This window comes from Barnesiella sp. WM24 (assembly GCF_004570975.1).
In the GTDB taxonomy this organism is placed as follows: Bacteria; Bacteroidota; Bacteroidia; order Bacteroidales; family Muribaculaceae; genus Muribaculum.
Genome location: NZ_SPPC01000003.1, coordinates 77,180 through 98,477 on the forward strand (window position 1 = coordinate 77,180; position 21,298 = coordinate 98,477).

Consider the following 21,298-nt stretch of genomic DNA (forward strand, 5'->3'; position numbering starts at 1 on the left):
GGGCGGGATCAGGTGGTTACAAAACCTTTTCCCGCCCATTTCATGCTCCACCACCTGCGGGTGAATATTATGCCTCTCGTTATTTCATCGGAAGCAATCATGAACCATAATGCATAAATGCCGAGCCCGAAGTATATGCCTGTAAGGTAGCCTCCTGCAACTTGAAGCGACCACATCACAATCAGTCCTACATAGAACGGATAATTGACATCGCCTGTAGCTCGCAAGGCATTGGTCGCAAAGATGTTGATAGGACGTCCGGTCTCCACGAGCACGTCAAGCCAGAGTAAAGTGGCGCCGATGGAGATAATCTCCGTATTGTCGGTCAGCAAAGACAGAATCCAGTGTCCCGCAGTGGCGATTGCGACCGAAAGCGTGACGGTGATTATGAATGCCAGGCGCATGACATATTTGCCGAGTATGAATGCTCCACGCACTTTGCCTCTTCCTACGAGATGACCTATCGTGATGGCTCCTCCCTGAGATATGGCGATACAGAACAGGTAGCCGAACATGACGATATTTACTACATATGTGCGGGCGGCAAGGACCTCAAGCCCGAGCATATTGATGAAAAATGTCATTACAATCTGAGCAGAGCTGTAGCTGAATTGCTCGCCTGCCGAGGGAAGACCTATTTTCAGTAGATTGGATAGCTCGCGTTTCGGAAATCGGCGGAATATCTCCCACGGGATTCGCTTTACGACAGTGTGAAACAGGATGATGGTCAGTATAATCATGGCAATCGCACGGCTTGTGGCAGTGGAGATCGCGGCGCCCTCCACTCCGAGTGCCGGAGCGCCGAACTTTCCGAATATCAGCATGTAATTGCCTACGATGTTAAGGATGTTCACAATGCCTACCACCACCATCGGATAGATGGCGCGGTTAGATGCGCGGAGGGCGGCTGATGCAGTGAGCGACAATGCCTGGAAAAATGCAAACGCTCCTACGATACGCATGTATCCGACACCCTCTCCAAGCAGCATGTCGTTAAGTCCCATAAGCCTGAGTATCGCTACAGCACCGAAATAGAGCATGGCGCTTATGGTGAATCCTATCACGAGATTTACAAGCAAGGACACCCCTACGACTTTCTCCACGCGGTCGTTGAGCTTTGCACCGAGATACTGGCTCACAAGCACCGACGTGCCGAGATTGATTACCTCAAATACAAGAAAGCAGAGCATCACTATCTGGTTGACAACCCCTACGGCGGCTACCGAGGCGTCGCTGTGACGCGACAGCATCACCGTGTCGACGGCGCCGAGAGTCATGATGAGAAGGGTCTCGATAAATATAGGACCGGTAAGCAAGGCAAGCTGTCGCCTTAGTCCTTTGGCTATAGGAAAGTGAATCATTTATTTTATCAGTCAATGTTTATCTCGATTATTGCACCGTAGACGGGAGCATCGGCAAATACTTCTTGCGGAGTCATGCCGCGGAGTGTCACAAGTGCCTGCGCGAGTATGCCGCCATGAGTAAAGATGGCAACGCTGTCGTGTCCGCTTGCTTTGAGGTCATTGATGAAGTCAATAAACCGTGCCTGCTGATCCATGAATGATTCGCCGCCTGTGGGCGCGACGTTTATATAGTCGTCATACCATTCCTGAAGTACAGGGTCGTCAATGTCATCAAAGCGTCTCATCTCCCAGTCACCGAAATTCAGTTCGAGCAGTCGGCGGTCGATTACAGGTGACTCGTGTCCGCATGCCGCCGCGAGTTTTCTGCAACGAGACAGCGGACTGCAATAAACCTTGTCAAATTCATACGCGGCAAGCCGCCTCCTGACCTCTGCCGCCTCTTCAGGGAATGTGTCGGTGACATCGACATCGGTCATCCCGTAACATATCCCTTTTTCAACCTTTACGGATGTGTGGCGTATAAACACTATTTTCATCGTTGTAAGTTATAAGCGGTAAAGGATTACGGCTCCCAGGTAAAATGTCAGTTCCGATATGAGAAATGCCGCTCCGCAGCAGTCGCCGGTGTAGCCGTTGATGCGACGGTGCATAAGTAATATGAGACATGCGACGGTTGCTGCCGGAAACAGTGTAGCCCCAAGAAGAGCGACAGGCATGTAGAGGAGCGGAAGCGCCCCTCCGATTATCGCTGCCGCAAGTTGTCCGCGAGTCATGCGGTTGTAGACAAGTCTGTTTTTCGCTTCATTCTCGGTGCGGGCGTAGGGCAGGAAATTTATTATCTGCGAAGAGCATAGTTTACTCCAGGCGTCGCCGGCAAATATCACGCAGCAGGCTACGCCCGTAGGGAACGCAAGAAGCAGGGAAGAGGCAAGCATGAAGTAAAATATCAGTGAGATGATGCCATAGCTGCCGGTGTGACTGTCTTTCATTATGGCAAGTGTGCGCGTACGGTCGCTGCCGCCGCCCATTCCGTCGCAGAAGTCGGCGAGACCGTCTTCATGAAGGGCTCCCGTGACAAGGACTCTTGACAGGAGCGCGGCAAGAATGGCTGCGAAGGGAGGCAGCAGGTGGGAGGCAAGCCACAGGACGAGACACATTATGCCGCCTGTGAGCCATCCCGCATAAGGCCAGTAGGGTACGACCTCCTTGTAGTAGCGTACATCGACACTGCCGAGACGCCAGAAAGGAAGTCGTGTGAAAAATGTAAGCGCGGCAAATATATGTCTCATCAGTCAAAGTATTTTGTCACGTTTACGTCGGAAAAGGAGTCCATGTGGTTAATCATCCTGACAGCCGACTGTAAGATAGGGTAGGCGCATACCGCACCGGATCCCTCGCCAAGCCGAAGGTCAAGATGTAGGATGGGTTTGGCGCCGATGGCTTCGAGCAACAGCCTGTGACCTGACTCGTCGCCCTGATGTCCAAACACGGCATAGTCCATTACCTCGGGATAGAGCTGGGATGCCGCAAGGATGCAGCTGCTCATTATAAAGCCGTCGACAAGGATTATCATGCCCAGTTCTGCGGCGCGCAACATTCCGCCCGTGGCCATTGCAAGCTCATAGCCTCCGAACCAAGCCATCTTTTCCTCCACGCTGTCGCCGCCACGGTAATTGTCGAGCGAGCGGGAGAGGACTTCAAGCTTGTGTCTGATTCCGGCGTTGTCGAGCCCTGCGCCTGCCCCTATGCAGCGTTCAAGAGGAATGTCGGTGAAAAGGTGCATCCACATTGATGCCGGGGAGGTGTTGCCGCTACCCATTTCTCCGAAACTCACCACGTTGCACCCGCTTTCATGCACCATGTCGACAATCTCGGCGCCTGTCTCGATGCAGCGGTCAAGCTCATCGGCGGTCATTGCCGCCTCATGAAGGAAATTGCGGGTCGAGCGGCGAATCTTTCGGTCTATTATGCCATGTCCGGCGGGTATGTCATAGTCCACGCCTGCATCGACAAGCACGAGCCTGAATCCATGTTGTTCACATAGAAAGTTTATGCCTGCGCCTCCTTTGGCGAAGTGTCCGAGCTGCTGCCAGGTGACTTCCTTGGGTGACACACTGACTCCCTCTTCGATAATGCCGTGGTCGGCTGCAAAGAGTATGTTGCAGGGATTGCGAAGCTCGGGAGTGAGGGTCTGCTGTATAAGCCCTGCCTGAAGGGCAAGTTCTTCAAGGCGTCCGAGAGAGCCTTTGGGTTTTGTTAGATTGTCTATTTTGTCGGTGAGTCGGCGGCGCATCGCGTCATCGGGTCGGGAGATGTTGAATACTCTCATCGCTCTATTTAATTTTTAAGTCAATTCCTGATATAAGCATGTGAACCTCATCGGCACTCTCTGCCACGTGGCGGTTGGCTATTCCGAGCAGGTCGGTAAACCGTCGCTGCATTGCGTTGCTGCTCGTGCCGCCAAGACCTATTTCATTGGTGACGAAAATAAATGTCGTGTCGTTGCTTGCTATAAGTGCGTCATATTCACGCCTGAACATTGCGAGCGACCTGTCAAAGTTTTCCCCGCAATGAAAAAATATATTGGTCGCCCACATTGTCACGCAGTCGACAAGCACTGTGCGTGATGTCACGTCATGAACAGAAAGATGCAGCTGCTCCTCGATGCTTGTCCATTCGCTGCCTCGACGCTGACGGTGTAGCCTGACACGTTCACGAAACTCATCGTCGCGCGGTTCGGCGGTGGCTATGTACACCGGGTGATCGGATAGCTCCAGAGCAACACGCTCGGCAAACATGCTTTTACCTGACCTCTGTCCACCGGTCACCATTATGATTCTTTTTGCACACATATATCGGTTTTTTGTCGCAAGAAATATGGCGCAAAGTTAAGCAAAAAATCACACTTTTTTATGCAAGCGGAGTCATGATTGGTGTGCTAATCGGTGTATAATTGAGGGATTGCTTGATAAATTGAATATTTTTTATTATATTTGGAAAATTAGATGTGTGGTCAATGGAAAAGCAACGGGCTAAGATAATAGGTATCGCACGGCATCGCCTTTCTACCGACGGCGATGGTGTCACTACGCTTGTGGCTTTTCACGGCTGTCCGTTACGTTGCCGCTATTGTCTTAACCCGCAGTCGTTATGCGACGGCGGACGTTTCCGCGAGTATTCGCCGGAACAACTTTATACCGAGACCCGCATTGACGAGCTTTATTTCATTGCTACAAACGGAGGCATCACTTTTGGTGGTGGAGAGCCTTGCCTGCACCCGCAGTTTATCCGCGAGTTACGTGGGTTGTGTGGCCCGGAGTGGCAACTCAATCTTGAAACGTCGCTCAATGTGCCGGTTGCCAACATCGAGGCATTGCTCCCGGTGGTCAACACCCTGATTATCGACATCAAGGACATGAACCCCGACATTTACCGCGACTACACGGGGCAAAGCAACGCTCTTGTACTCGAAAATCTCCGCCTGATAGCGGGAGCCGGACGGCAAAGCGACTGCATAGTCCGCATACCGCTGATACCCGGATACAACACCGACACCGACCGCGATAACAGCCGCTCTGCGCTTGAAGCCCTCGGCTTCACCAGATTCGATTTATTCACTTACCAAATCCGCAAACACTGACACTATGGCACGCAATATCAACATTATAAGGCTATTGATGGCGGTTGTCTTTTCGACGATTGCTGTTATTGCTTATGCGAATGGCGACCCTGTGGCAAAATTTTCATCGATCTACCGTGTAGCCAATCCTGAACCGTTATCTATTTCCGAGATATACATTATCCATGAGAAGATTGACATAACCCATCTCGACGGATACAACTGTTTTGATATCACATATACCTTCAAAAACAAGTCAGACAAGGATTTTTCGGAAATTCACTATGGTTTTCCGATAGACTATCTTGTAGCCGATGAGTTGGAAACATATCAGTTTACAGGTGATTATTACAGCGAAAGCATTGCTGAAGTCGGATGGAATAAAAAACTTATTAAGGACATTGCCTTTACGTTCAATGGAGAGGCGCTCCCGTTTCACTCTTCAAAAGAAAGCGTGAGAGAAGCCGGGTATATTGTGGAAACTTATGAAGATTACAATGACAGCATACCTGTCGATGCAGTCAATCGTCGTTGGTTTTATACCGCCTTTTCCATGAAGCCTAAAGCAGAGGCGAAACTGAATGTGCGTTATAAAGTGTATGCCAACTCCTCTGTCGGCATTTATACTGACAGTTATGATTTCTCCTATTTTGCACGAAAGAAGGAAGATTCTAACGATATTTTCAATAATCTGCCGTTTGCATACAGATATTTTTCCAATAGGTTTGACATCTTATATGACTTTACACCTGCAAAGCATTTTGGTAATGGCGCACCTTTTGTAATTGATGTGGACATCAACCTATCCAACCTTGATAGCCCGTGGATTAGAGAAACCGATGGCTATTACTATTATGTTAACCGTATAGAGCGCAACATCTATGTATCCGCACAAGATATTAAGCCTATCGACTTTACGGTGAATTTCCGCTCCGATCGCTCGGAGAACAGCATTCAGCGATTGATTAACCAATTCAGAATACCCGAATCAGAATTTACGGCGTCCATGACAACGGATACATTGTATATTGACTTTCAACGGCCGATGTTTGTTTCAGATTTGGTTTGCGATGTCAAGACATCTGTTATCAACAAAATACATTCTATCATAGAGTACGCTGACGGACAGGAAAAGCAATCTGGATATGCCATACAGGATATTAGCGGATATTCAAAATCAGACAATCGAATAAAATCACCGATACTACTCACAATCACCGACTTGTATCAGGACGGAATCACATGGGGTGAAGAATGTATAGATTTCGTTCCTCAAATAGATGGGTTTGATAAGGATAGTTTCAAGATTAAACGAATTAAACTTGTCTTTGATACTGATGCTCCACAGACGCTTTTATGTGAGAAAGTCAATGTGCTTGACACCAGATTTTAATTAAAACCTATTGACTATGGCACGAGGAAAGCAGACCTGCAAGATACTGAAAGAGATACGTCGACAGATAGCCGAGGCCAACGGCATCGAGTTCGCAACGTCGGAATGTCGCTACAAGGGCGACTGCCTCGGCACATGCCCCAAATGCGAAGCCGAGGTGCGCTACTTGGAGCAGCAGCTCCGCTCCCGCTCCCTCGCCGGGAAAGCCGTGGCCCTCGCCGGTATCTCGGCGGCATCCCTTGCCATGCTAATGCCTATCAGCACAGAGGCACAAGTACCTGCTGATATTATTATCTTGCCTACAGATAGCATAACCGCGACAAGTGTCGATTCCGTAAAGGTCAAGGGCTATGTCAGATATGAATTTGAGGCTAAAGTCGATTCAATAGCATCCGAAGAATTGATTGGTGCAACAGTATTGAATCTGACAAACGGCAAAGGCACATCAACTGACATAGATGGAAAGTTTGAAATAGATGCTCAGGAAGACGATTCTATACAGGTTTCTTTTGTAGGATATAAGTCCAAAACAACAGTTGTTACTGATGTCAGAAAACCTATCACAGTTACATTAGATATTAAGACCGTGTTATTGGGAGAAATTCCTATAGTCAAAAGAGAAGAGAATCACTATCTCGATCTAATTGTGTCAGATGAGTATGGCAATCTAATGGAAAGAGATAAATTGGACATTTCGAGAATTTGGATTGACGAGGACGGAGAGGAAGATTACGAACTATCACCGGAATACTTTGACGAGAAGCACCCATGCCGAATTTATTGGGATTATGATTATGGGTTGCAAGACGAAGACGGCAAGCCGTTAAAAGAAGCCATAATCCGAATCGAAGCCGATGGCTACGACGCCCCAGTAACAATCAAGGTCAAATATCCCAAGCGCAACGCCAAGAAAACCATCAAGTTCAAACACAAAAAGAAATAATTGCTCACTCATAAAAAACGTAATGATATGAAATATTCAAGGCTGATTATATTTTATGCGTTTTGTCTGATCTTTATGCCTGCAGCATCTGTTCAGTTGGACTCGTTGTCATATTCGCTTGGCTACATGGCATCTGCTGAACTCTTGTCGGGTGATACCGGACTTTTTACCTCAGATGCGGATATAAAGGGATATATCAGTGGTCTTGAAGAGAATGTTCCTTCCGGATCTGTGGTTGATGATTCCTGCTATATTAAGAATTATTCTATAGGAGTGATGCAGGGCGGCTATATTGTTAATCGCTTGGCTCAAACCAGTGTCGAGTGGGAAACTGCCGCTCGCTGTATTGTTTGGGGAGTAAGGAAGGTTGTTGACAAGTCAGTCTCACTCCCGGCAGATACAATAGGATTGATGAAGCGATTGACTGTTTTGGCTGACTCCAAGGCTTTGCAGATGCTATCGGCTGATGATAAGTGCGACAGGTATATTGAATATGGAATATTCACCGGTCTGCATCCTGAATTGCAGCAGCTTATAGATGAAAATGGCGGTAGCGGGATAAAAGCCGACAATATACATTTTGCGCGGGGCATTATTGACATCATTGAAAGCATGATTCCGTCATCGGCTTATGATTTAGGTCGGTCTACCGGTAAGCTGCTGATTATAAATAGTCTGGTGTTTCCATCCTTTACGATTGATGATTATATAAAAGGTGTAAAGGCAGCGCTTCGATTGACGGAGCCGCTTTTAAGCCAACAAGATATGGAGTCTGTAGTCGAAATGGCATTTGGTAAACGTGAAGCAGCCAATAATGACAGGGAAGAGAAAAAGATAAAATCAGGAAACAAAGAATATGTATCAGGTGATGCATGTAAAGTCAAATGGCGCGTAACAGTAAAACCGGTTGCCGATCCATCTGATTGTCCTATGGGATTGAAGAACGATTATGACCGGGCGATTGAGCAGGTCATGGATCGTTTTGGTATAAAAGAGATGATTCAGTTCCGGTTCAGCGGATTTATGAAGTTTTTCAGAGAGCCGGCTGTCGAGCGTGGTGAACTTATGAAATTAATAAAGTCGCTCAATAAAAAGATGAAGCAAGGCTACAAACTGTTTTGCTTTAGGAGTCTGAGCGGAGAGTGGACAATTGGACTTGCTTCTGAGAAAGATGGGTTTGACGCACAGGTAGGAGAAGTGGTTGTTGACATCTACAATGAATCGCAGCCTGTAGTTGGACTTTCATTCGTTTTCTCCTGCAAGGTTGAGCAGTGGGCAGAATTTACCAAATCCAATGTAGGCAGGGTAGTGGTGATGGAGATTAATGATGATGCCGTTATGGCGCCATTGATTAATAGCGAAATCACAAGCGGGGCTTGCTCAATCACAGCATCTTCAGTGGAAGAACTTGAGCGATTGCTTAATCTCTGAGAGTTATGAAACATTTCCATTATCGGTGTAATTCTATTTATTTTCACCTATGTAATAATTTTCAAATAAAATGAGAGCAATGATTGTACGCTCGTGGTGCATATCTCAGCTTCTCCGTTTTTATAGTTTTTCTGATTTTAATAGCCCGCTGATATGATACCAATCATCTTGATTTTGTGTGCAGTCATTGCATTTGTCGGATTTATGGTTAAATGGCCAAAGCCGGGAGTGTACTTATATAAAGTGGCTGTCTTTGTATTGTTTCTGCCGGCATTATTCTTTGCTCTGTTCTTTACACTTATGGGATTGAGTGTAAATGCACTTAACATTGACCTGCACCCTTGGAGGGAATATGTCATGTATAGGTTCATGTTTGCAGCTACTGTTACGGTAGTGTCCTTTGTTGTGTCGCAAATCCCATTGATGTTTATCCGACAGCTTTCTAAACAAGAAAAACTAAAAATAATTAAGATAGAAGGGCTTATCTATATTGTCATCTTGGCAATTGGCACCGGACTGCTCTATTATGCCGTTAAGGATTCAACCCATACTGAAAACTATGTAATTGAACGCATTAACGATTATCATAAAGAAAACGACTGCTATCCTGATAGTTTGGCTGAGATAGGTGTGCCTTCCGATACCACCTCCCATTTTGGAGATATACACATTCTGTATTCCCATAACGAAAGCGCATTTACACTATTGGTAAAATCGGAATTCGAAGAATATGTCTATGATAGCCGCAATGATATGTGGAATGATATACCGGAAGGAGAGTCCGGGGCGGATAAAATGATTGTAATGCCTGTGGATTCTGATGACATCATCTTTAGCGATTACGAAAAAGTCGCTTCGTGGGGAATTAGCGAACCTGAGTTCTTTAGACTGACACAATCACAATATGAAAGAGCGAGAGAAATACTCATAAAGCATTTCACCGACTCAATAAAACCGGCTGAAAGCGGGGATTATCTGATAGAGCATCCATCGGGGAGTTTGGAATATACCGCATACCCGTATAATAAATATCGTCATCAGTTTTTCGGATGGAAAGATTCTGGGGGTATTCAATATGCTTACATTATTCTTGTCAGCAAAGAGCTTATTGAGAGAGATATAACTAACGGCTACTTAAACAATGATAAAGAACTGATATGGCTGGAAGATGGCGGAAGTGATGAAGTTGACATCCTCATAAATCTTGACGAAAGCAAACTTGAAGTTTTCGGAGTGCATCAACATGGATAAATTCAAGGATATCACCGTTCAGCGCTGATTTTCACGCACATTTGGGACATTCGTCACATCCAATGTCGATTATTCTTCTTATATTTGCGATATTACAGATATATCGTATGAAACCAACGGCATTTGACAATGAGTAAACTGATTAAAACTGATGCTGAATACTCCCGGTGGATACAGGAGTTAAAAGAACGATACCGCTACAGCCAGATTAAGGCTGCAACACAGGTGAATCGAGAGATGCTGCGCTACTATTGGTCGCTCGGGCGTGACATAGTGGCTCGTGATGCCGAAAATGTTTATGGCAGCGGATTCTATCGGAATCTTAGTCAGGATTTGAAATCGGCTATTCCTGAAGCCGAGGGCTTTTCCCGACAGAATCTGCAATACATGAAGAAGATGTATCTCCTTTATGGTGAGTTGACTACAAATTGCCAACAACCTGTTGGCAATTATGAAGACGAGATATGCCAACAAGCTGTTGGCATATCTCAAGAGATTAATGACAATATTATCTTTTCTGTTCCGTGGGGGCACCATTGCACCCTTATAGACAAATATTTCGAAACAGGAGAACGAGAAATAGCCTTATTTTATGCTCATAAAGTAGTTGAAGAAGGTTGGTCACGGAATGTGTTGAAATCATTTATTGACACCAGTCTGCATCTGCGTCAAGGTAAGGCGTTGACAAGTTTCTCCCGTTTGCTCCCCACTCCCGACAGCGGCCTTGCACAAGAACTGACAAAAGACCCATATATTTTTGATTTTACCGAAATGACCGAGCCATACAAAGAGCGTGAGTTAAAAAAGTCACTTATGTCGAATATCTCCAGGTTCCTTCTTGAATTGGGTTCCGGCTTCGCTTATATTGGTGAGGAATACCGATTAAAAGTCGGACATACGGAGCAATTCATTGATTTGCTGTTTTATAATGTGAAATTACACGCCTATTGTGTGATTGAGGTCAAGACAGGGACATTCGGTGCAGGCGATATTGGGCAGCTGGGAACGTATATGACCGCAGTCAATCATATTCTTAAAACCGAGCAGGATAATCCTACGATAGGTCTTCTGATATGTAAGGATAAGGACAACGTACTTGCCCAATATGCCCTTGAATCATCATCACAACCTATCGGCGTGGCTGAATTTCAACTTACAAAGTTTATTCCCGATGAGTTCAAGAGTTCCCTGCCCTCAATTGAGGACATAGAGTCAGAGCTTAAATAAACTGCATATTCTGCTTAATCCTCATAATGGCTATAGACAATAAGTTTCAGCGACAAGGATTCATAATCCTGATGATATGCTCGGCTATAATGCTTGGCATAGGAATTTATATGTTTGTGGCTGATTTCAATTCGACAAGCATCGTAACGAGTTGGCGCTTCAATCCTTCCGAGCAAACTATATCATGGCAAACTCCGGTATTCGGAGCGATTGTCATGTTCATATTGGGTATTCTAATCAAAATAGACAAGCCCAAATTACCGAAAATGAACACACAAGGTAAACGCACTTTCGTGTTTGAAAAGATAACTGATTACCTGAAAGAAAATGATTTCAAGAAACGAGGCAATCATTTCTTCAAAAGCAATGGCGAGATAGGTTATTGTGCGAACATTCAGAATGATAAATGGAATGACGCCAATAAAATCCGCTTCACATTGAATGTCGGTATATTTACCGAGGCTTTTTGGCTTGAATGTGAGGATTTCAAGAATACCGGGATTATCCCTACTTTCCCGAAAGAATATGAGTGTGCTATACGGGAGAGAATCGGCGGCTTGCTTCCGGTCAAAGAGGATAAATGGTACTGCATTACCTCCAGTACGGATGTTATGAAACTATGGAGCGAAATAGAGCGCGATCTAACCGAATATATACTTCCGTTCTTTACCCGTTACAATACCGAATCTGATGTCATACCCAATCAATGTATTTATCGGAAAGGAGGCAAGCGATGAAAAGGTTAGGCAGAATAATAGCAAATTCCATCGCTGTCGGCATCGTTCTCGTTGTCGGATTGATTATTGTTGCCTCTTATCTGATGGGGTATAATGTGGCAGAAAGAAGAGATCGAGAGCTTGAGAACAGGGATAAAATAATCGAGCGCATAGACTCTTTCCGATCGGCAAACGGACATTTGCCCGAATCGATGTCGGAAGTTGGCTTCAAGCAGACAGGCGGTGGGGGATATTATTACAAAGGAATTATATTTGACTATATCAAGTTAGACGACAAAGAATACGTTGTAGAATATACCTCTGAGGATGGTGTTCTCACGCAGTATCATGATCACTGCTGGAGTGAAGAGCCAGATATTTGCCTGATAGAAATGCCTGTAAACGCAGACACGATAGCTGCAATAAACAGAATTTCAAAATTTGAACAGGATTACAATGTTCCTCCATTGATAGACAGCATATCCTTTAATCAGTCACGGATATGCCCTATTGGCGATTATACTGGACAGCCTGATTCTATCGCATATATTCGTTATCTATACAAAGATGGCAGTATCCGATGCGAGGGATGGATTGCATATTTCGATGACCCGGAAGATGATTTCAGCAACCCATTCGGCGAATGGAAATACTACGATCAGGAAGGCAACTGCTATCGCAAATTCTGGAATTACAAACAAAACGGCAAACCGTTTATATCCTTATGTAGCAGATGAAGAATGAGATATTGAATAAATCACTGCTTGAGCTTGGTGAATGGACTTGGCTCTGGCAACCGTCTGACGATAATTTGCAGTCAGACCGCATTACTATGGAGTTGGACTGTCTAAGCAAGAAGAAACTTTGCGATTATAGTAATTCGGATATATACCTTGCAGTAAGTCAAGAAAAAGGTTTGCGATTTACTCTGCCATTGGCAATCAGACTTATTGAAGATGATATACTGATTGAATGTGGGTTTTATTCGGGCGATCTGTTAAAAGCGGTTCTTCAAATACCAACGACATATTATCAGCTTAATGTCGATGATTTCATCAAAGTGGCAAGTCTGATTTCTTTGAAAGACAACAAAAGAATCATGTTTGATTATCATGACAACAGAGAACTTTGCCGGTTATATAATTTGTGGGGCTATTACCGCAAATCATATTGGGTAAGGATTATCACTAACAATTATAGGCTACCAATAGATGATGTAAAGGATTTTCTATATCAGACAGTTGGAGATGATTCGTCTTCCGAAGTTGATTTTTCAGACTATACACGCTATTGGAAATCAGACAACCAAGGAGAACTCACAGCGATGATTTCAACTGTAATACCTTTTGGAGTACTGCGCAAACGCATTGCCGAACAATGGACTCCGGCAGATAGAATCGGTAACTCATTTGTTGCCAATTCCGGAACAATGGAAATCAACTGCAAGCAAATATCTTGGATTAGCATAGACTTAGAGGATTAATCGATAGGATATGGAAGAAACTATATTCAGGGAAAAGAAGCGCAAAACCATCACATATTGGGTGCTGACGGTTTTCTTTATATTAACATTTGGTGTCTTGTCGGATTGGACGTTAAGACATCCCGCTTGGTTATTGCTTATTATGGTGACCGTTTGCGCGTTAGGTGCCTCATTCCAAACATGGGCATATGTCAAACATCCCAATAAAGTTGTAATCAATGAATTGGGAATTCACGTCTATTACCGGAGTTTTACCCTAAGTTCCAACTCTTCGTTTTGGGAGGATTCATACAGGGTGTATCATTGGGAAAATATCAAGAATGTATATCTTGACTGGGATGACAGTATCAGTAGAGAAAGGCTATATGAGACTTTTATCATAGTAGAGAATGAACAGGGGAACTTAAGCACGGTTTGGATATCCGGCATTTCATATGATAGGAATCTTCTAGCTGAATCAATCGACCATTTCAGCGGCAGCAAATGCTCTTTTGATTATGAAATCACAGCAATAAATAGTAAAAAACGCTTTGGCCTCTGTTTTTGGCCTACGATTCTTCCTCTTATAATTGGAATAGTTCTTAGTGTGATAATATTCAAATGTACGTAAGGATGAATTTATGAAACTGACTGATAAACGATTTTGGATATTTGAGGCATTTGCCATGCTGTCAACGGCTTTGACAATCGGACAGATGGAATTATTTTACAAACTCAGGTTGGATTCTGATGTCTTACCCATTTGTATCATAATTCTTATCACATACCTAATCGGGCACGCTGTGGCTTGGAAGAGCAATAAGTCTTGCGCTTGGTTAAAACTTGGATTTGCGACTTATTTGTTCTCCGCCGTCGCCTTAGCTGTCTTTTTTGCAATCATATCAGTTATAGATTGGCTTTCAGCAACTGAAGTATCTGACGATGTATCTGCTGACGTGCATGTAGGTTTTTCAGCTTTAGATTTAACATTGGTAATAATATTGATATGGAGTATTGTTTCATTTCTTCCGACTATGGTTACCGCTTTTGTAGCCTCACTTTGTTTTAGAGCAAAGACAACGGTGGCAACAGGTATGAAGTTAAGGAGTATTTCACTTGAATCAATTGGTGTGGATGGAATTGCCTATACCAAGAGTGAAGCTCTGAGAATAGCGAAGGAGTATTACAATTTAAATATACCTATTCTTGGTGGTGACGTGTATTTCTTTAATAATGGTAACATTAAACCCACATACGACAATTGGTACTGTAATCAGAATAACTCTGAAACTTCGTATGAGTACGTTGCCCGAAGCTGTCAAGTTACCTGCGACTATATCAAAAAATATCCGGACAATGCTAATATCTTTTTCAGTATCGTTAAAGGACATATAGACGAATGAAATCTGACAGCAAAATATATCGGTTTTTCTTTGGACGGCGAGGTGAGACACGCTTGCCATTTGGCGCTATGTTGCTGATTCTCGTGCCATTTATTATCGGAGGTTTGTATTTCCAAAACCACAAATACAATGCTTTGTCGGCAAATCCGGAACATACATCGACTGTAATTTCAGATATTGTCTATATAGGCAACAGTGGTCCTATAATACATTACAACTTTACAGTGAATGGTGTAACATATAAAGGTGGTATGCATGCCAATGGTTTTGCCGTTGGCGACAGCATAGGTGTGGTATATCAGAAAGATAACCCGGAGAATAATATGACGGTGTTTGAATATTATGATGACCCGTCGTATGGTTCGGTCGCAATATTCGTCCTCGCTGCGATTGTTCTGGCACTATACCGATGGCGAAAAATCAATCGAAAATACAACGACAGCTGCCCGGAGTTGGATGGCTCTGAAAGGTGTAGTATTTACCGCACTGACAAGGAATATATATTTGTTACGGTATATAATGTCACTGCGAGCCTTCCGATTAAATTCCTCCCCATAGACTGTGGTAACGGAGAATTTGAGAATACTCTCATGGAAATATTCCATGCAAGTCTGCATGGCAAATATGTGGAACTGAAAAACGCAGAACTGATCAAAGCCATGAAGCAACGCTCATGGCGACAACTTTACCAACACTCCACATGCGTGTTGCTGAAACACGACAGCCACACTTTGGAGATTTTGCCCACCCGGAAAGCTACTGATGGCAAAGGTCTTGACTGGGATTATGACCGCGCCCTGTCTTTTGACCTTGACGGCGCGTCTTGGAAAGACATCATAAACTCAACCCGAAAACTCCTTGAACACCATGAAACTGACCGATAAACGATTTTGGATAGCATGGTTTGTGCTTCTCATCTTGGCGATTGTGAGTTGTATGGCAGGAGTCTGGAACGAGGATACAGCGTTGCTCGGTGCGGCTTATGCACTGTCGCTACTATCGACATGGCTGTGTCACAGGATCAGACCGAGAGTAGCGTTTGGCAACCTGATAGTGATGATAGCTTATAATGCCGTATTGAGCTACAATCTCGTCTTCAATAGCCACTATGGAGCCGGATTGACATGGTGGTTTTTCGCACTGCTGCTGAACGCAGTCCATTCACTCGTGATGCTTGTCTGTAGCTTTGCTTCAAAGGATAGATAAGCCGTTGTGATAAGTGGGTGGTGGGAATTGCCGGCTGAATGATTGTGACTGATGGCTGTAGCGTCATGGCGGCAAGAAAAAAGTCAGGTGTTTCTCGGATAATTGAATCCGGTGCCTGACTTTTAAATCATCTTTGCCAAGGTTACGAGACCGCGCAATAAGATGTCAAAATTCAAATGTCTCAAGTTTCATCTTGGCATATTTCTGCATTGCCGATACCTCGGTTGCAAAAACCTCTGAGTCGCTATGGGCTTTCAGAGCCTCATTGTCGCGCCATGTCTCACAAATCATTATGACATCGGGTCGGGTGGCGCTGGTGAATACGTCATAGGCAATGCAGCCGTCCTGAAGCAAAGACGCCTCGGTAAGACGCTTTGCTGCATCGATGACAGTGTCGCGGTGGGAGCAGTCGGTGACTGCGATAAAGCAATTCAATCTTAACATAATCGGTTCGGTATTATTAGTTTGTAATTTTTGTAGTTCGGGATTAATAACAGCGCAGGGTGTGTAATTGTCGCGTCGCTGATTGCATGTTGACAGATTTTAACATAGCGCGGTCATGCTACGGCGCGGGATGTTACGGCCCGTATGCGAAAGCCAACCCATGCAAACAGGAGAGTGAACATTGGGCTCGCAATGTTGAAGATGCAGTAGGGCAGGTAGTGGAGTGTTGCCACGCCGAGCACAGCCGACTGAGTGAGTCCGCACGAATTCCAAGGAATCAATACCGACGTTACCGATGTCGAATCTTCAATCGAGCGGCTCAGCAGGCGCTGTTCAAGTCCGTTGCGCCTGTAAAGGTTACGGTAGAGGTTGCCGTTGAGGATAATGGACAGATACTGGTCGCCGGTGCAGGCGTTGAGCATCAGTCCGCTGCCCACTGTCGACAGCACGGTGCTGCGCGACTTGCGTACACGCTTGATGATAGAGTGGGTGATGGTCGATAACATTCCTGAGCCCATCAGTGCGCCTCCGAATATCATCGCGCTGAGAATCAGGTAAATCGTCGGTAACATGCCTTCCATGCCTCCCGTGGAGACAAGGGAGTCAAGCAGTTCATTGCCGGTCGATATTGAAGTCTCGGTTACGAGCAGGTGGATAATGGTCATGACATGACCGATGGCAGATGTCTCGCCCGAGCCCTCAAGCATGTTCAGGACCGATGGCTGGAATATGAATATTCCGGCGATGCCCATTGCTGTGCTTATCGCGAGAGTGAGCGCTGTGTTCAGGCGCAAGACAATCAGGGCCACGGTCGCTGCCGGGATAATAAGACACCACGGAGTGAGGTTGAATATACCGGAAAGCTGGTCGACCATCAAGTGGGACTGTTGGCTGTCATTGATGTCGGTAAACAATCCTGCAATGCCGAAGACGACAAGCGCCACGGTCATTGACGGTATTGAGGTCCACATAAGGTAGCGTATATGAGTGAACAGGTTGACCCCGCATGTCGATGATGCAAGCACAGTCGTGTCAGACAGCGGCGACACCTTGTCGCCGAAATATGCACCGGAAATAATGGCCCCGGCAGTCCACGCCGGGTTATATCCCCACACTGTGCCTATGCCCATGAATGCAACTCCGATGGTGGCGATTGTGGTCCACGAGCTGCCGCTTAACACCGAAATCACCGCGCATGTGGCACAGGCTGTTACGAGAAAAGCCTTGGGCGCAAGCAATTCAAGCCCGTAACTGATAAGAGTGGGCACGACACCTGACAGCATCCATGTCGCCGACACGGTGGCAATCATCAGCAATATGGGTAGGGTGGGGAGTACCTGAGTCGCGCTCTTTCTCATCCCCGTGGACATGGCTCTCAGCGGTCGCCGGCAATAAAAGAATGCGATTGCCGCACTTACAGCCGCCGCGGCAAGAAGCACACCGTGGCTCATCTGCTGAACGGCATCGGCGCCAAGAAATATAACTATGGAAATCAGACCGGCTATAAGCACGGCTATCGGGATGAGAGATATGACAAGCGACGGTTGTCGGCGTGATTTTATATCCATCTTCAGTGAATCATATTGAGAGTTGGTTACGTAATAAAATTTACTAATAAAAACTGAAATGACGGGAAAATATTGTACATGTCAATATAAATTAGTAATTTTGCAGATGTAATTACACAATAATTCGGGGCTGACTGGCTTTGACAGCGCGAAGAAGTGGTGTGTAAGCATGCAGAGCAATGATGGCTACGCTCTATAATCAGGGACATCACAATTTTAAATGGCGAAAATAACTACGCTCTTGCTGCTTAATCGAAGTACAGTAGATTAGCTTAATCTCCTCCACAGTGGGGGAGACAAGACATCGCCCGATTGTCCTTTTTCCGAGACGGATCGACATGGCGGTGCAGATAAATCGGGAATAGGAAGTCAAGAGCCTTGCGCGACTTCTGAAATTTTAAAGGCTAAGGCAACGGTTGGTGGTCTTGATCCTGCCGGTGCCCTACAATCAAGTCAAGACTAAGCATGTAGAAAGCTCATTAGTTCCGCGTTTGGACGAGGGTTCAATCCCCTCCAGCTCCACTTAGCGGGTCGGACAGATTCCGGCCAACAAAAGTCTAAACAAGACTAAACCGCAGAATATCAATCAATTCTGCGGTTTTTTCGTGCCTAAAAATGACGACTCAGGACCGTCATCGGACAGAAAAAAGACCGCTACGGACAGCCATTCGTTACCAACTCGTTACCACTTTTTTTAAAATCCAAAATGGTAACGGTTGGGTAACGATTAGTGCTGCATAAAACATAGTATCAATGGGTTACGAGAACCTAACTCGGACATAAGTCGGAAAAAGGCGGTCAAAAACAGGACATCGTTATGAGTATTTCCAAATCCCTGTTTTACCATTTTTCTGATTACCGAGAACAACGATAATTCCATCATTCATAACGAGGTGTTCGATACCGATTTGGTAAATGTCCGACATTAGTCTGACATTGGCCAAAGTCGGTCTAAGCAAACTAAAAGTTAAACTCGTTATCATGTCAAACCACGGCGAACCCGGGTTTATGATAACCACCAAATCCTCGTTAGATGAAAAAGAACACATTCAAAGTTCTATTTTACATCCGCGGGAATCGTATCAACAAAGACGGTAATGTGTCCGTCATGATACGAATAACTGTGGACGGAGAAATGGAGCAGCTAAATTCCAAATTGGTTGTAAACCCTGAAATTTGGGATGCAAAAACAGGCAGGGCTATTGGCCGCTCGGCAAAGGTTCTCGAACTTAATAGCCGTCTGAATGATATACAGGTCATTCTTAAAGAACACTATTATGACATCCAGCGTCGTCACGGCTTCGTTACCGCCGAAATGGTACGCAATGCCTATATGGGTATCACCCAAAGAGAAGAGTCGCTTCTCAAAGTCTATGAGCAACACCTCGAAGACACAAAGAAACTCGTGGGATTGAGCAAGGCTGACCCCACCTACCGCAAGTATGAGCGGATGTACCGCCGTGTGGTGGAGTTCATGAAGAAGAAATACAACATCACCGACATACCGCTCCGCGAAATCAAGTACCAGTTCATAGTGGACTTGGAGTTCTTCCTGCGTACCGAGTATAAATACTCTCAGAACACGACCTACAAGTGCATGAAGTTCTTCAAGCAGGTAATCAACAAGGCCATCCGCGCCGGGCTTATCACCGTTGATCCCTTCAACGGCTACAAAATCTCAATCGAGCGCGTTGACCGTGGCTACCTGACCGAAGACGAGCTGTGTAAGATGATGCAGAAGGAGTTCGCAAGCAAACGCTTGGAACAGGTGCGCGACATCTTCATCTTTGCCTGCTTCACCGGACTGGCATATATCGACCTCGCCCACCTACGAGTCGATAACATACAGAAGATGTTCGACGGTCGCCTGTGGATTGTTACCCACCGCCAGAAAACCAACACAAAGGTAATGGTGCCGCTGCTTCCGCCGGCTCTGAAAATCCTCAACAAATATGAGGGTTGCTACAACGACGGCCAGCTAATGCCGATAATCACCAATCAGAAGCTCAACTGCTATCTGAAGGAAATTGCCGACATCTGCGGCATCGAAAAGAACCTGACCTTTCACCTCGCCCGGCATACTTTCGCCACGACCATGACCCTCGGACGCGGTGTGCCCATCGAGTCGGTCAGCAAGATGCTCGGCCACACAAACATCCAGACTACACAAATTTATGCGAGAATAACCGCTGATAAAATCGGAAAGGATATGGACATCCTATCAAGAAACCTAGGCAATCTCGATTTCTAAGCTGAACATTCCATAAGCCTCATGTGAGTGCCGTTCGGGAATGCTCGGACGGCACTCGCTGTGTCCTGACGTAAGATTTTCAAAATATTTTCCACAAATTTCGATTTTAACACTCATTAAGAGTGTTTATATAAGTTGCTGTTATTCAATGGCAAAACATTGTAAGGATAAGAAAAACAGGCGTTTTTTATCCTACGATTATCCCAACTCTATCCCGGAGCTATCATAGATGCACCTCCTTTTCCCGAAGTAACTTTGCATCACACAACAACCGCTAAACCCACCTGATATGGACAATTACGTTATGTTCCCCCCTCAGCCCGATCTCGCACAAGAGGTACAGAGGATGCAAGGCACTCTTAGTCGTCTTGAAAAGTATCTCGCGGCTCAGGATGAGAAAATCCAGAAAGCCGAGGAATATGGATTTATCCATGAGCGGCTTCCCAACCAGCCGATGGTTAGCAAGAACGAGGCCGCAGCCATACTCTGCGTATCACCCAGACACCTTCAGCGCATCCGCAAGCGATTGGTGCTGAAATGGAAGAAGGTCGGTCGAGAAACCCACTACTTCCTGAAGGAACTGGTGGATGCAATCGAGAAGTTCCAATGCCCTTGGAATCCGGTAGCATACGAGAAAGCGATGAAACGTGTAACCCGATTACCCCGATATTGATATGACAGTATTAGAGAAAAGAGCAATCCTCTCTGATTTTAGAGCCATAATTGATGAGCTTCGAGCCGAAATCAAATGTGAAATCAGACGCGAAATCAAGGAAGCGAGCAAAGAAATTTATGCTGTCCTGACAAATCAGGGTATAATCGAGCCGGAAGAAAGAGTGCTGACCAAGGCGCAGCTCATGGAAATGTATAATGTAGGCAAAACCAAAATAGAATCCATGATGGCTGACGGCACACTGCCATTCATAAAATCCGGAGACAGCCGCCAGTCCCGCGTGACTTTCCGCTGGGCAGATGCCAGAATAGCATTTGAGACCACAAGAAGATAAAAACCATACCACA

General features: G+C 45.4%; 23 protein-coding genes and 1 other RNA gene. 17 read left to right on the forward strand and 7 right to left on the reverse strand.

The genetic code is table 11. The annotated features are described in order from the left end of the window. Nucleotides 1-8: 8 nt before the first annotated feature. The 5 genes from E4T81_RS03560 to E4T81_RS03580 are packed head-to-tail and all read right to left on the reverse strand — an operon-like array spanning nucleotide 9 to nucleotide 4,216. Nucleotides 9-1,361, reverse strand: a complete 1,353-nt coding sequence (locus E4T81_RS03560; protein WP_135041481.1) for an MATE family efflux transporter — start codon at nucleotides 1,359-1,361, stop codon at nucleotides 9-11. 8 nt (nucleotides 1,362-1,369) lie between these two features. Next, nucleotides 1,370-1,900: an alpha-ribazole phosphatase gene (gene cobC / locus E4T81_RS03565; RefSeq protein ID WP_135041483.1), complete on the reverse strand. Its 531-nt coding sequence runs from the start codon at nucleotides 1,898-1,900 to the stop codon at nucleotides 1,370-1,372. A 9-nt stretch (nucleotides 1,901-1,909) separates the two neighbouring features. After that, nucleotides 1,910-2,653, reverse strand: coding sequence for an adenosylcobinamide-GDP ribazoletransferase (cobS, locus tag E4T81_RS03570; protein WP_135041485.1), 744 nt, complete (start codon nucleotides 2,651-2,653; stop codon nucleotides 1,910-1,912). Further along, the gene (gene cobT, locus E4T81_RS03575; protein WP_135041487.1) at nucleotides 2,653-3,693 is read right to left on the reverse strand and encodes a nicotinate-nucleotide--dimethylbenzimidazole phosphoribosyltransferase; all 1,041 of its coding nucleotides are present in this window, start codon (nucleotides 3,691-3,693) and stop codon (nucleotides 2,653-2,655) included. Before cobT ends, cobS begins: the two co-directional genes overlap by 1 nt. A 4-nt stretch (nucleotides 3,694-3,697) precedes the next feature. Beyond that, nucleotides 3,698-4,216, reverse strand: coding sequence for a bifunctional adenosylcobinamide kinase/adenosylcobinamide-phosphate guanylyltransferase (locus E4T81_RS03580; RefSeq protein ID WP_135041489.1), 519 nt, complete (start codon nucleotides 4,214-4,216; stop codon nucleotides 3,698-3,700). A 164-nt stretch (nucleotides 4,217-4,380) separates the two neighbouring features. Here E4T81_RS03580 and E4T81_RS03585 point away from each other — a divergent pair, with 164 nt between their 5' ends. The 13 genes from E4T81_RS03585 to E4T81_RS03645 all read left to right on the forward strand — a co-directional run bounded on the left by E4T81_RS03585 (nucleotide 4,381) and on the right by E4T81_RS03645 (nucleotide 16,015). After that, nucleotides 4,381-5,004 (forward strand): radical SAM protein, encoded by a 624-nt coding sequence (locus E4T81_RS03585; RefSeq protein WP_135041491.1) that lies wholly within the window; start codon nucleotides 4,381-4,383, stop codon nucleotides 5,002-5,004. 4 nt (nucleotides 5,005-5,008) lie between these two features. Continuing rightward, nucleotides 5,009-6,376, forward strand: coding sequence for a hypothetical protein (locus E4T81_RS03590; protein ID WP_135041493.1), 1,368 nt, complete (start codon nucleotides 5,009-5,011; stop codon nucleotides 6,374-6,376). 16 nt (nucleotides 6,377-6,392) lie between these two features. After that, a complete protein-coding gene (locus E4T81_RS15565) occupies nucleotides 6,393-7,319 on the forward strand; it encodes a carboxypeptidase-like regulatory domain-containing protein (protein ID WP_167761639.1) in 927 nt (308 codons plus the stop codon). A gap of 27 nt (nucleotides 7,320-7,346) precedes the next feature. Continuing rightward, nucleotides 7,347-8,750, forward strand: coding sequence for a hypothetical protein (locus tag E4T81_RS03600; RefSeq protein WP_209308149.1), 1,404 nt, complete (start codon nucleotides 7,347-7,349; stop codon nucleotides 8,748-8,750). A 153-nt stretch (nucleotides 8,751-8,903) separates the two neighbouring features. Further along, nucleotides 8,904-10,001 carry a hypothetical protein gene (locus tag E4T81_RS03605; RefSeq protein WP_135041497.1) on the forward strand — a complete coding sequence of 366 codons (1,098 nt, stop codon included), beginning with the start codon at nucleotides 8,904-8,906 and terminating at the stop codon, nucleotides 9,999-10,001. A gap of 129 nt (nucleotides 10,002-10,130) precedes the next feature. Continuing rightward, nucleotides 10,131-11,228: a YhcG family protein gene (locus tag E4T81_RS03610; protein WP_135041499.1), complete on the forward strand. Its 1,098-nt coding sequence runs from the start codon at nucleotides 10,131-10,133 to the stop codon at nucleotides 11,226-11,228. Between the two features lie 26 nt (nucleotides 11,229-11,254). Further along, nucleotides 11,255-11,965, forward strand: coding sequence for a DUF4304 domain-containing protein (locus tag E4T81_RS03615; protein ID WP_135041501.1), 711 nt, complete (start codon nucleotides 11,255-11,257; stop codon nucleotides 11,963-11,965). Continuing rightward, the gene (locus tag E4T81_RS03620) at nucleotides 11,962-12,681 is read left to right on the forward strand and encodes a hypothetical protein (protein ID WP_135041503.1); all 720 of its coding nucleotides are present in this window, start codon (nucleotides 11,962-11,964) and stop codon (nucleotides 12,679-12,681) included. The genes E4T81_RS03615 and E4T81_RS03620 overlap by 4 nt, the downstream gene beginning before the upstream one ends. Continuing rightward, nucleotides 12,678-13,427 carry a contact-dependent growth inhibition system immunity protein gene (locus tag E4T81_RS03625; RefSeq protein WP_135041505.1) on the forward strand — a complete coding sequence of 250 codons (750 nt, stop codon included), beginning with the start codon at nucleotides 12,678-12,680 and terminating at the stop codon, nucleotides 13,425-13,427. Before E4T81_RS03620 ends, E4T81_RS03625 begins: the two co-directional genes overlap by 4 nt. A gap of 10 nt (nucleotides 13,428-13,437) precedes the next feature. Continuing rightward, nucleotides 13,438-14,037: a hypothetical protein gene (locus tag E4T81_RS03630; protein WP_135041507.1), complete on the forward strand. Its 600-nt coding sequence runs from the start codon at nucleotides 13,438-13,440 to the stop codon at nucleotides 14,035-14,037. A gap of 10 nt (nucleotides 14,038-14,047) precedes the next feature. Next, nucleotides 14,048-14,809 carry an Imm40 family immunity protein gene (imm40, locus tag E4T81_RS03635; protein WP_135041510.1) on the forward strand — a complete coding sequence of 254 codons (762 nt, stop codon included), beginning with the start codon at nucleotides 14,048-14,050 and terminating at the stop codon, nucleotides 14,807-14,809. Then, nucleotides 14,806-15,693, forward strand: a complete 888-nt coding sequence (locus E4T81_RS03640; protein ID WP_135041512.1) for a hypothetical protein — start codon at nucleotides 14,806-14,808, stop codon at nucleotides 15,691-15,693. Before imm40 ends, E4T81_RS03640 begins: the two co-directional genes overlap by 4 nt. Continuing rightward, the gene (locus E4T81_RS03645) at nucleotides 15,677-16,015 is read left to right on the forward strand and encodes a hypothetical protein (RefSeq protein ID WP_135041514.1); all 339 of its coding nucleotides are present in this window, start codon (nucleotides 15,677-15,679) and stop codon (nucleotides 16,013-16,015) included. The genes E4T81_RS03640 and E4T81_RS03645 overlap by 17 nt, the downstream gene beginning before the upstream one ends. Before the next feature lie 165 nt (nucleotides 16,016-16,180). Here the strand turns inward: E4T81_RS03645 and E4T81_RS03650 are convergent, their stop codons facing one another. Further along, nucleotides 16,181-16,459, reverse strand: a complete 279-nt coding sequence (locus tag E4T81_RS03650) for a putative quinol monooxygenase (RefSeq protein ID WP_135041516.1) — start codon at nucleotides 16,457-16,459, stop codon at nucleotides 16,181-16,183. Between the two features lie 113 nt (nucleotides 16,460-16,572). Beyond that, nucleotides 16,573-18,027, reverse strand: coding sequence for a Na+/H+ antiporter NhaC family protein (locus tag E4T81_RS03655; RefSeq protein ID WP_135041517.1), 1,455 nt, complete (start codon nucleotides 18,025-18,027; stop codon nucleotides 16,573-16,575). A 126-nt stretch (nucleotides 18,028-18,153) separates the two neighbouring features. Between E4T81_RS03655 and ssrA the strand changes: the two genes are divergently transcribed. From ssrA to E4T81_RS03675, 4 genes are all read left to right on the forward strand, one after another. Then, nucleotides 18,154-18,552: a transfer-messenger RNA gene (ssrA, locus tag E4T81_RS03660) on the forward strand. A gap of 508 nt (nucleotides 18,553-19,060) precedes the next feature. Beyond that, nucleotides 19,061-20,278 (forward strand): site-specific integrase, encoded by a 1,218-nt coding sequence (locus E4T81_RS03665; protein ID WP_135041520.1) that lies wholly within the window; start codon nucleotides 19,061-19,063, stop codon nucleotides 20,276-20,278. Between the two features lie 289 nt (nucleotides 20,279-20,567). Further along, nucleotides 20,568-20,951: a hypothetical protein gene (locus E4T81_RS03670; protein ID WP_135041522.1), complete on the forward strand. Its 384-nt coding sequence runs from the start codon at nucleotides 20,568-20,570 to the stop codon at nucleotides 20,949-20,951. 1 nt (nucleotide 20,952) lies between these two features. Next, the gene (locus E4T81_RS03675; protein WP_135041524.1) at nucleotides 20,953-21,285 is read left to right on the forward strand and encodes a hypothetical protein; all 333 of its coding nucleotides are present in this window, start codon (nucleotides 20,953-20,955) and stop codon (nucleotides 21,283-21,285) included. Nucleotides 21,286-21,298 lie beyond the last annotated feature (13 nt).

Bases quoted from the DNA above. Each gene is read 5' to 3' on its own strand.
- E4T81_RS03665 (WP_135041520.1), top strand. From the start codon at position 19,061: ATGAAAAAGAACACATTCAAAGTTCTATTTTACATCCGCGGGAATCGT.
- E4T81_RS03585 (WP_135041491.1), top strand. From the start codon at position 4,381: ATGGAAAAGCAACGGGCTAAGATAATAGGTATCGCACGGCATCGCCTT.
- E4T81_RS03610 (WP_135041499.1), top strand. From the start codon at position 10,131: ATGAGTAAACTGATTAAAACTGATGCTGAATACTCCCGGTGGATACAG.
- E4T81_RS03670 (WP_135041522.1), top strand. From the start codon at position 20,568: ATGGACAATTACGTTATGTTCCCCCCTCAGCCCGATCTCGCACAAGAG.
- imm40 (WP_135041510.1), top strand. From the start codon at position 14,048: ATGAAACTGACTGATAAACGATTTTGGATATTTGAGGCATTTGCCATG.
- E4T81_RS03560 (WP_135041481.1), bottom strand. From the start codon at position 1,361: ATGATTCACTTTCCTATAGCCAAAGGACTAAGGCGACAGCTTGCCTTG.
- cobS (WP_135041485.1), bottom strand. From the start codon at position 2,653: ATGAGACATATATTTGCCGCGCTTACATTTTTCACACGACTTCCTTTC.
- E4T81_RS03675 (WP_135041524.1), top strand. From the start codon at position 20,953: ATGACAGTATTAGAGAAAAGAGCAATCCTCTCTGATTTTAGAGCCATA.
- E4T81_RS03620 (WP_135041503.1), top strand. From the start codon at position 11,962: ATGAAAAGGTTAGGCAGAATAATAGCAAATTCCATCGCTGTCGGCATC.
- E4T81_RS03625 (WP_135041505.1), top strand. From the start codon at position 12,678: ATGAAGAATGAGATATTGAATAAATCACTGCTTGAGCTTGGTGAATGG.
- E4T81_RS03580 (WP_135041489.1), bottom strand. From the start codon at position 4,216: ATGTGTGCAAAAAGAATCATAATGGTGACCGGTGGACAGAGGTCAGGT.
- E4T81_RS03590 (WP_135041493.1), top strand. From the start codon at position 5,009: ATGGCACGCAATATCAACATTATAAGGCTATTGATGGCGGTTGTCTTT.
- cobC (WP_135041483.1), bottom strand. From the start codon at position 1,900: ATGAAAATAGTGTTTATACGCCACACATCCGTAAAGGTTGAAAAAGGG.
- E4T81_RS03600 (WP_209308149.1), top strand. From the start codon at position 7,347: ATGAAATATTCAAGGCTGATTATATTTTATGCGTTTTGTCTGATCTTT.
- E4T81_RS15565 (WP_167761639.1), top strand. From the start codon at position 6,393: ATGGCACGAGGAAAGCAGACCTGCAAGATACTGAAAGAGATACGTCGA.
- E4T81_RS03630 (WP_135041507.1), top strand. From the start codon at position 13,438: ATGGAAGAAACTATATTCAGGGAAAAGAAGCGCAAAACCATCACATAT.
- cobT (WP_135041487.1), bottom strand. From the start codon at position 3,693: ATGAGAGTATTCAACATCTCCCGACCCGATGACGCGATGCGCCGCCGA.
- E4T81_RS03640 (WP_135041512.1), top strand. From the start codon at position 14,806: ATGAAATCTGACAGCAAAATATATCGGTTTTTCTTTGGACGGCGAGGT.
- E4T81_RS03605 (WP_135041497.1), top strand. From the start codon at position 8,904: ATGATACCAATCATCTTGATTTTGTGTGCAGTCATTGCATTTGTCGGA.
- E4T81_RS03650 (WP_135041516.1), bottom strand. From the start codon at position 16,459: ATGTTAAGATTGAATTGCTTTATCGCAGTCACCGACTGCTCCCACCGC.
- E4T81_RS03655 (WP_135041517.1), bottom strand. From the start codon at position 18,027: ATGGATATAAAATCACGCCGACAACCGTCGCTTGTCATATCTCTCATC.
- E4T81_RS03645 (WP_135041514.1), top strand. From the start codon at position 15,677: ATGAAACTGACCGATAAACGATTTTGGATAGCATGGTTTGTGCTTCTC.
- E4T81_RS03615 (WP_135041501.1), top strand. From the start codon at position 11,255: ATGGCTATAGACAATAAGTTTCAGCGACAAGGATTCATAATCCTGATG.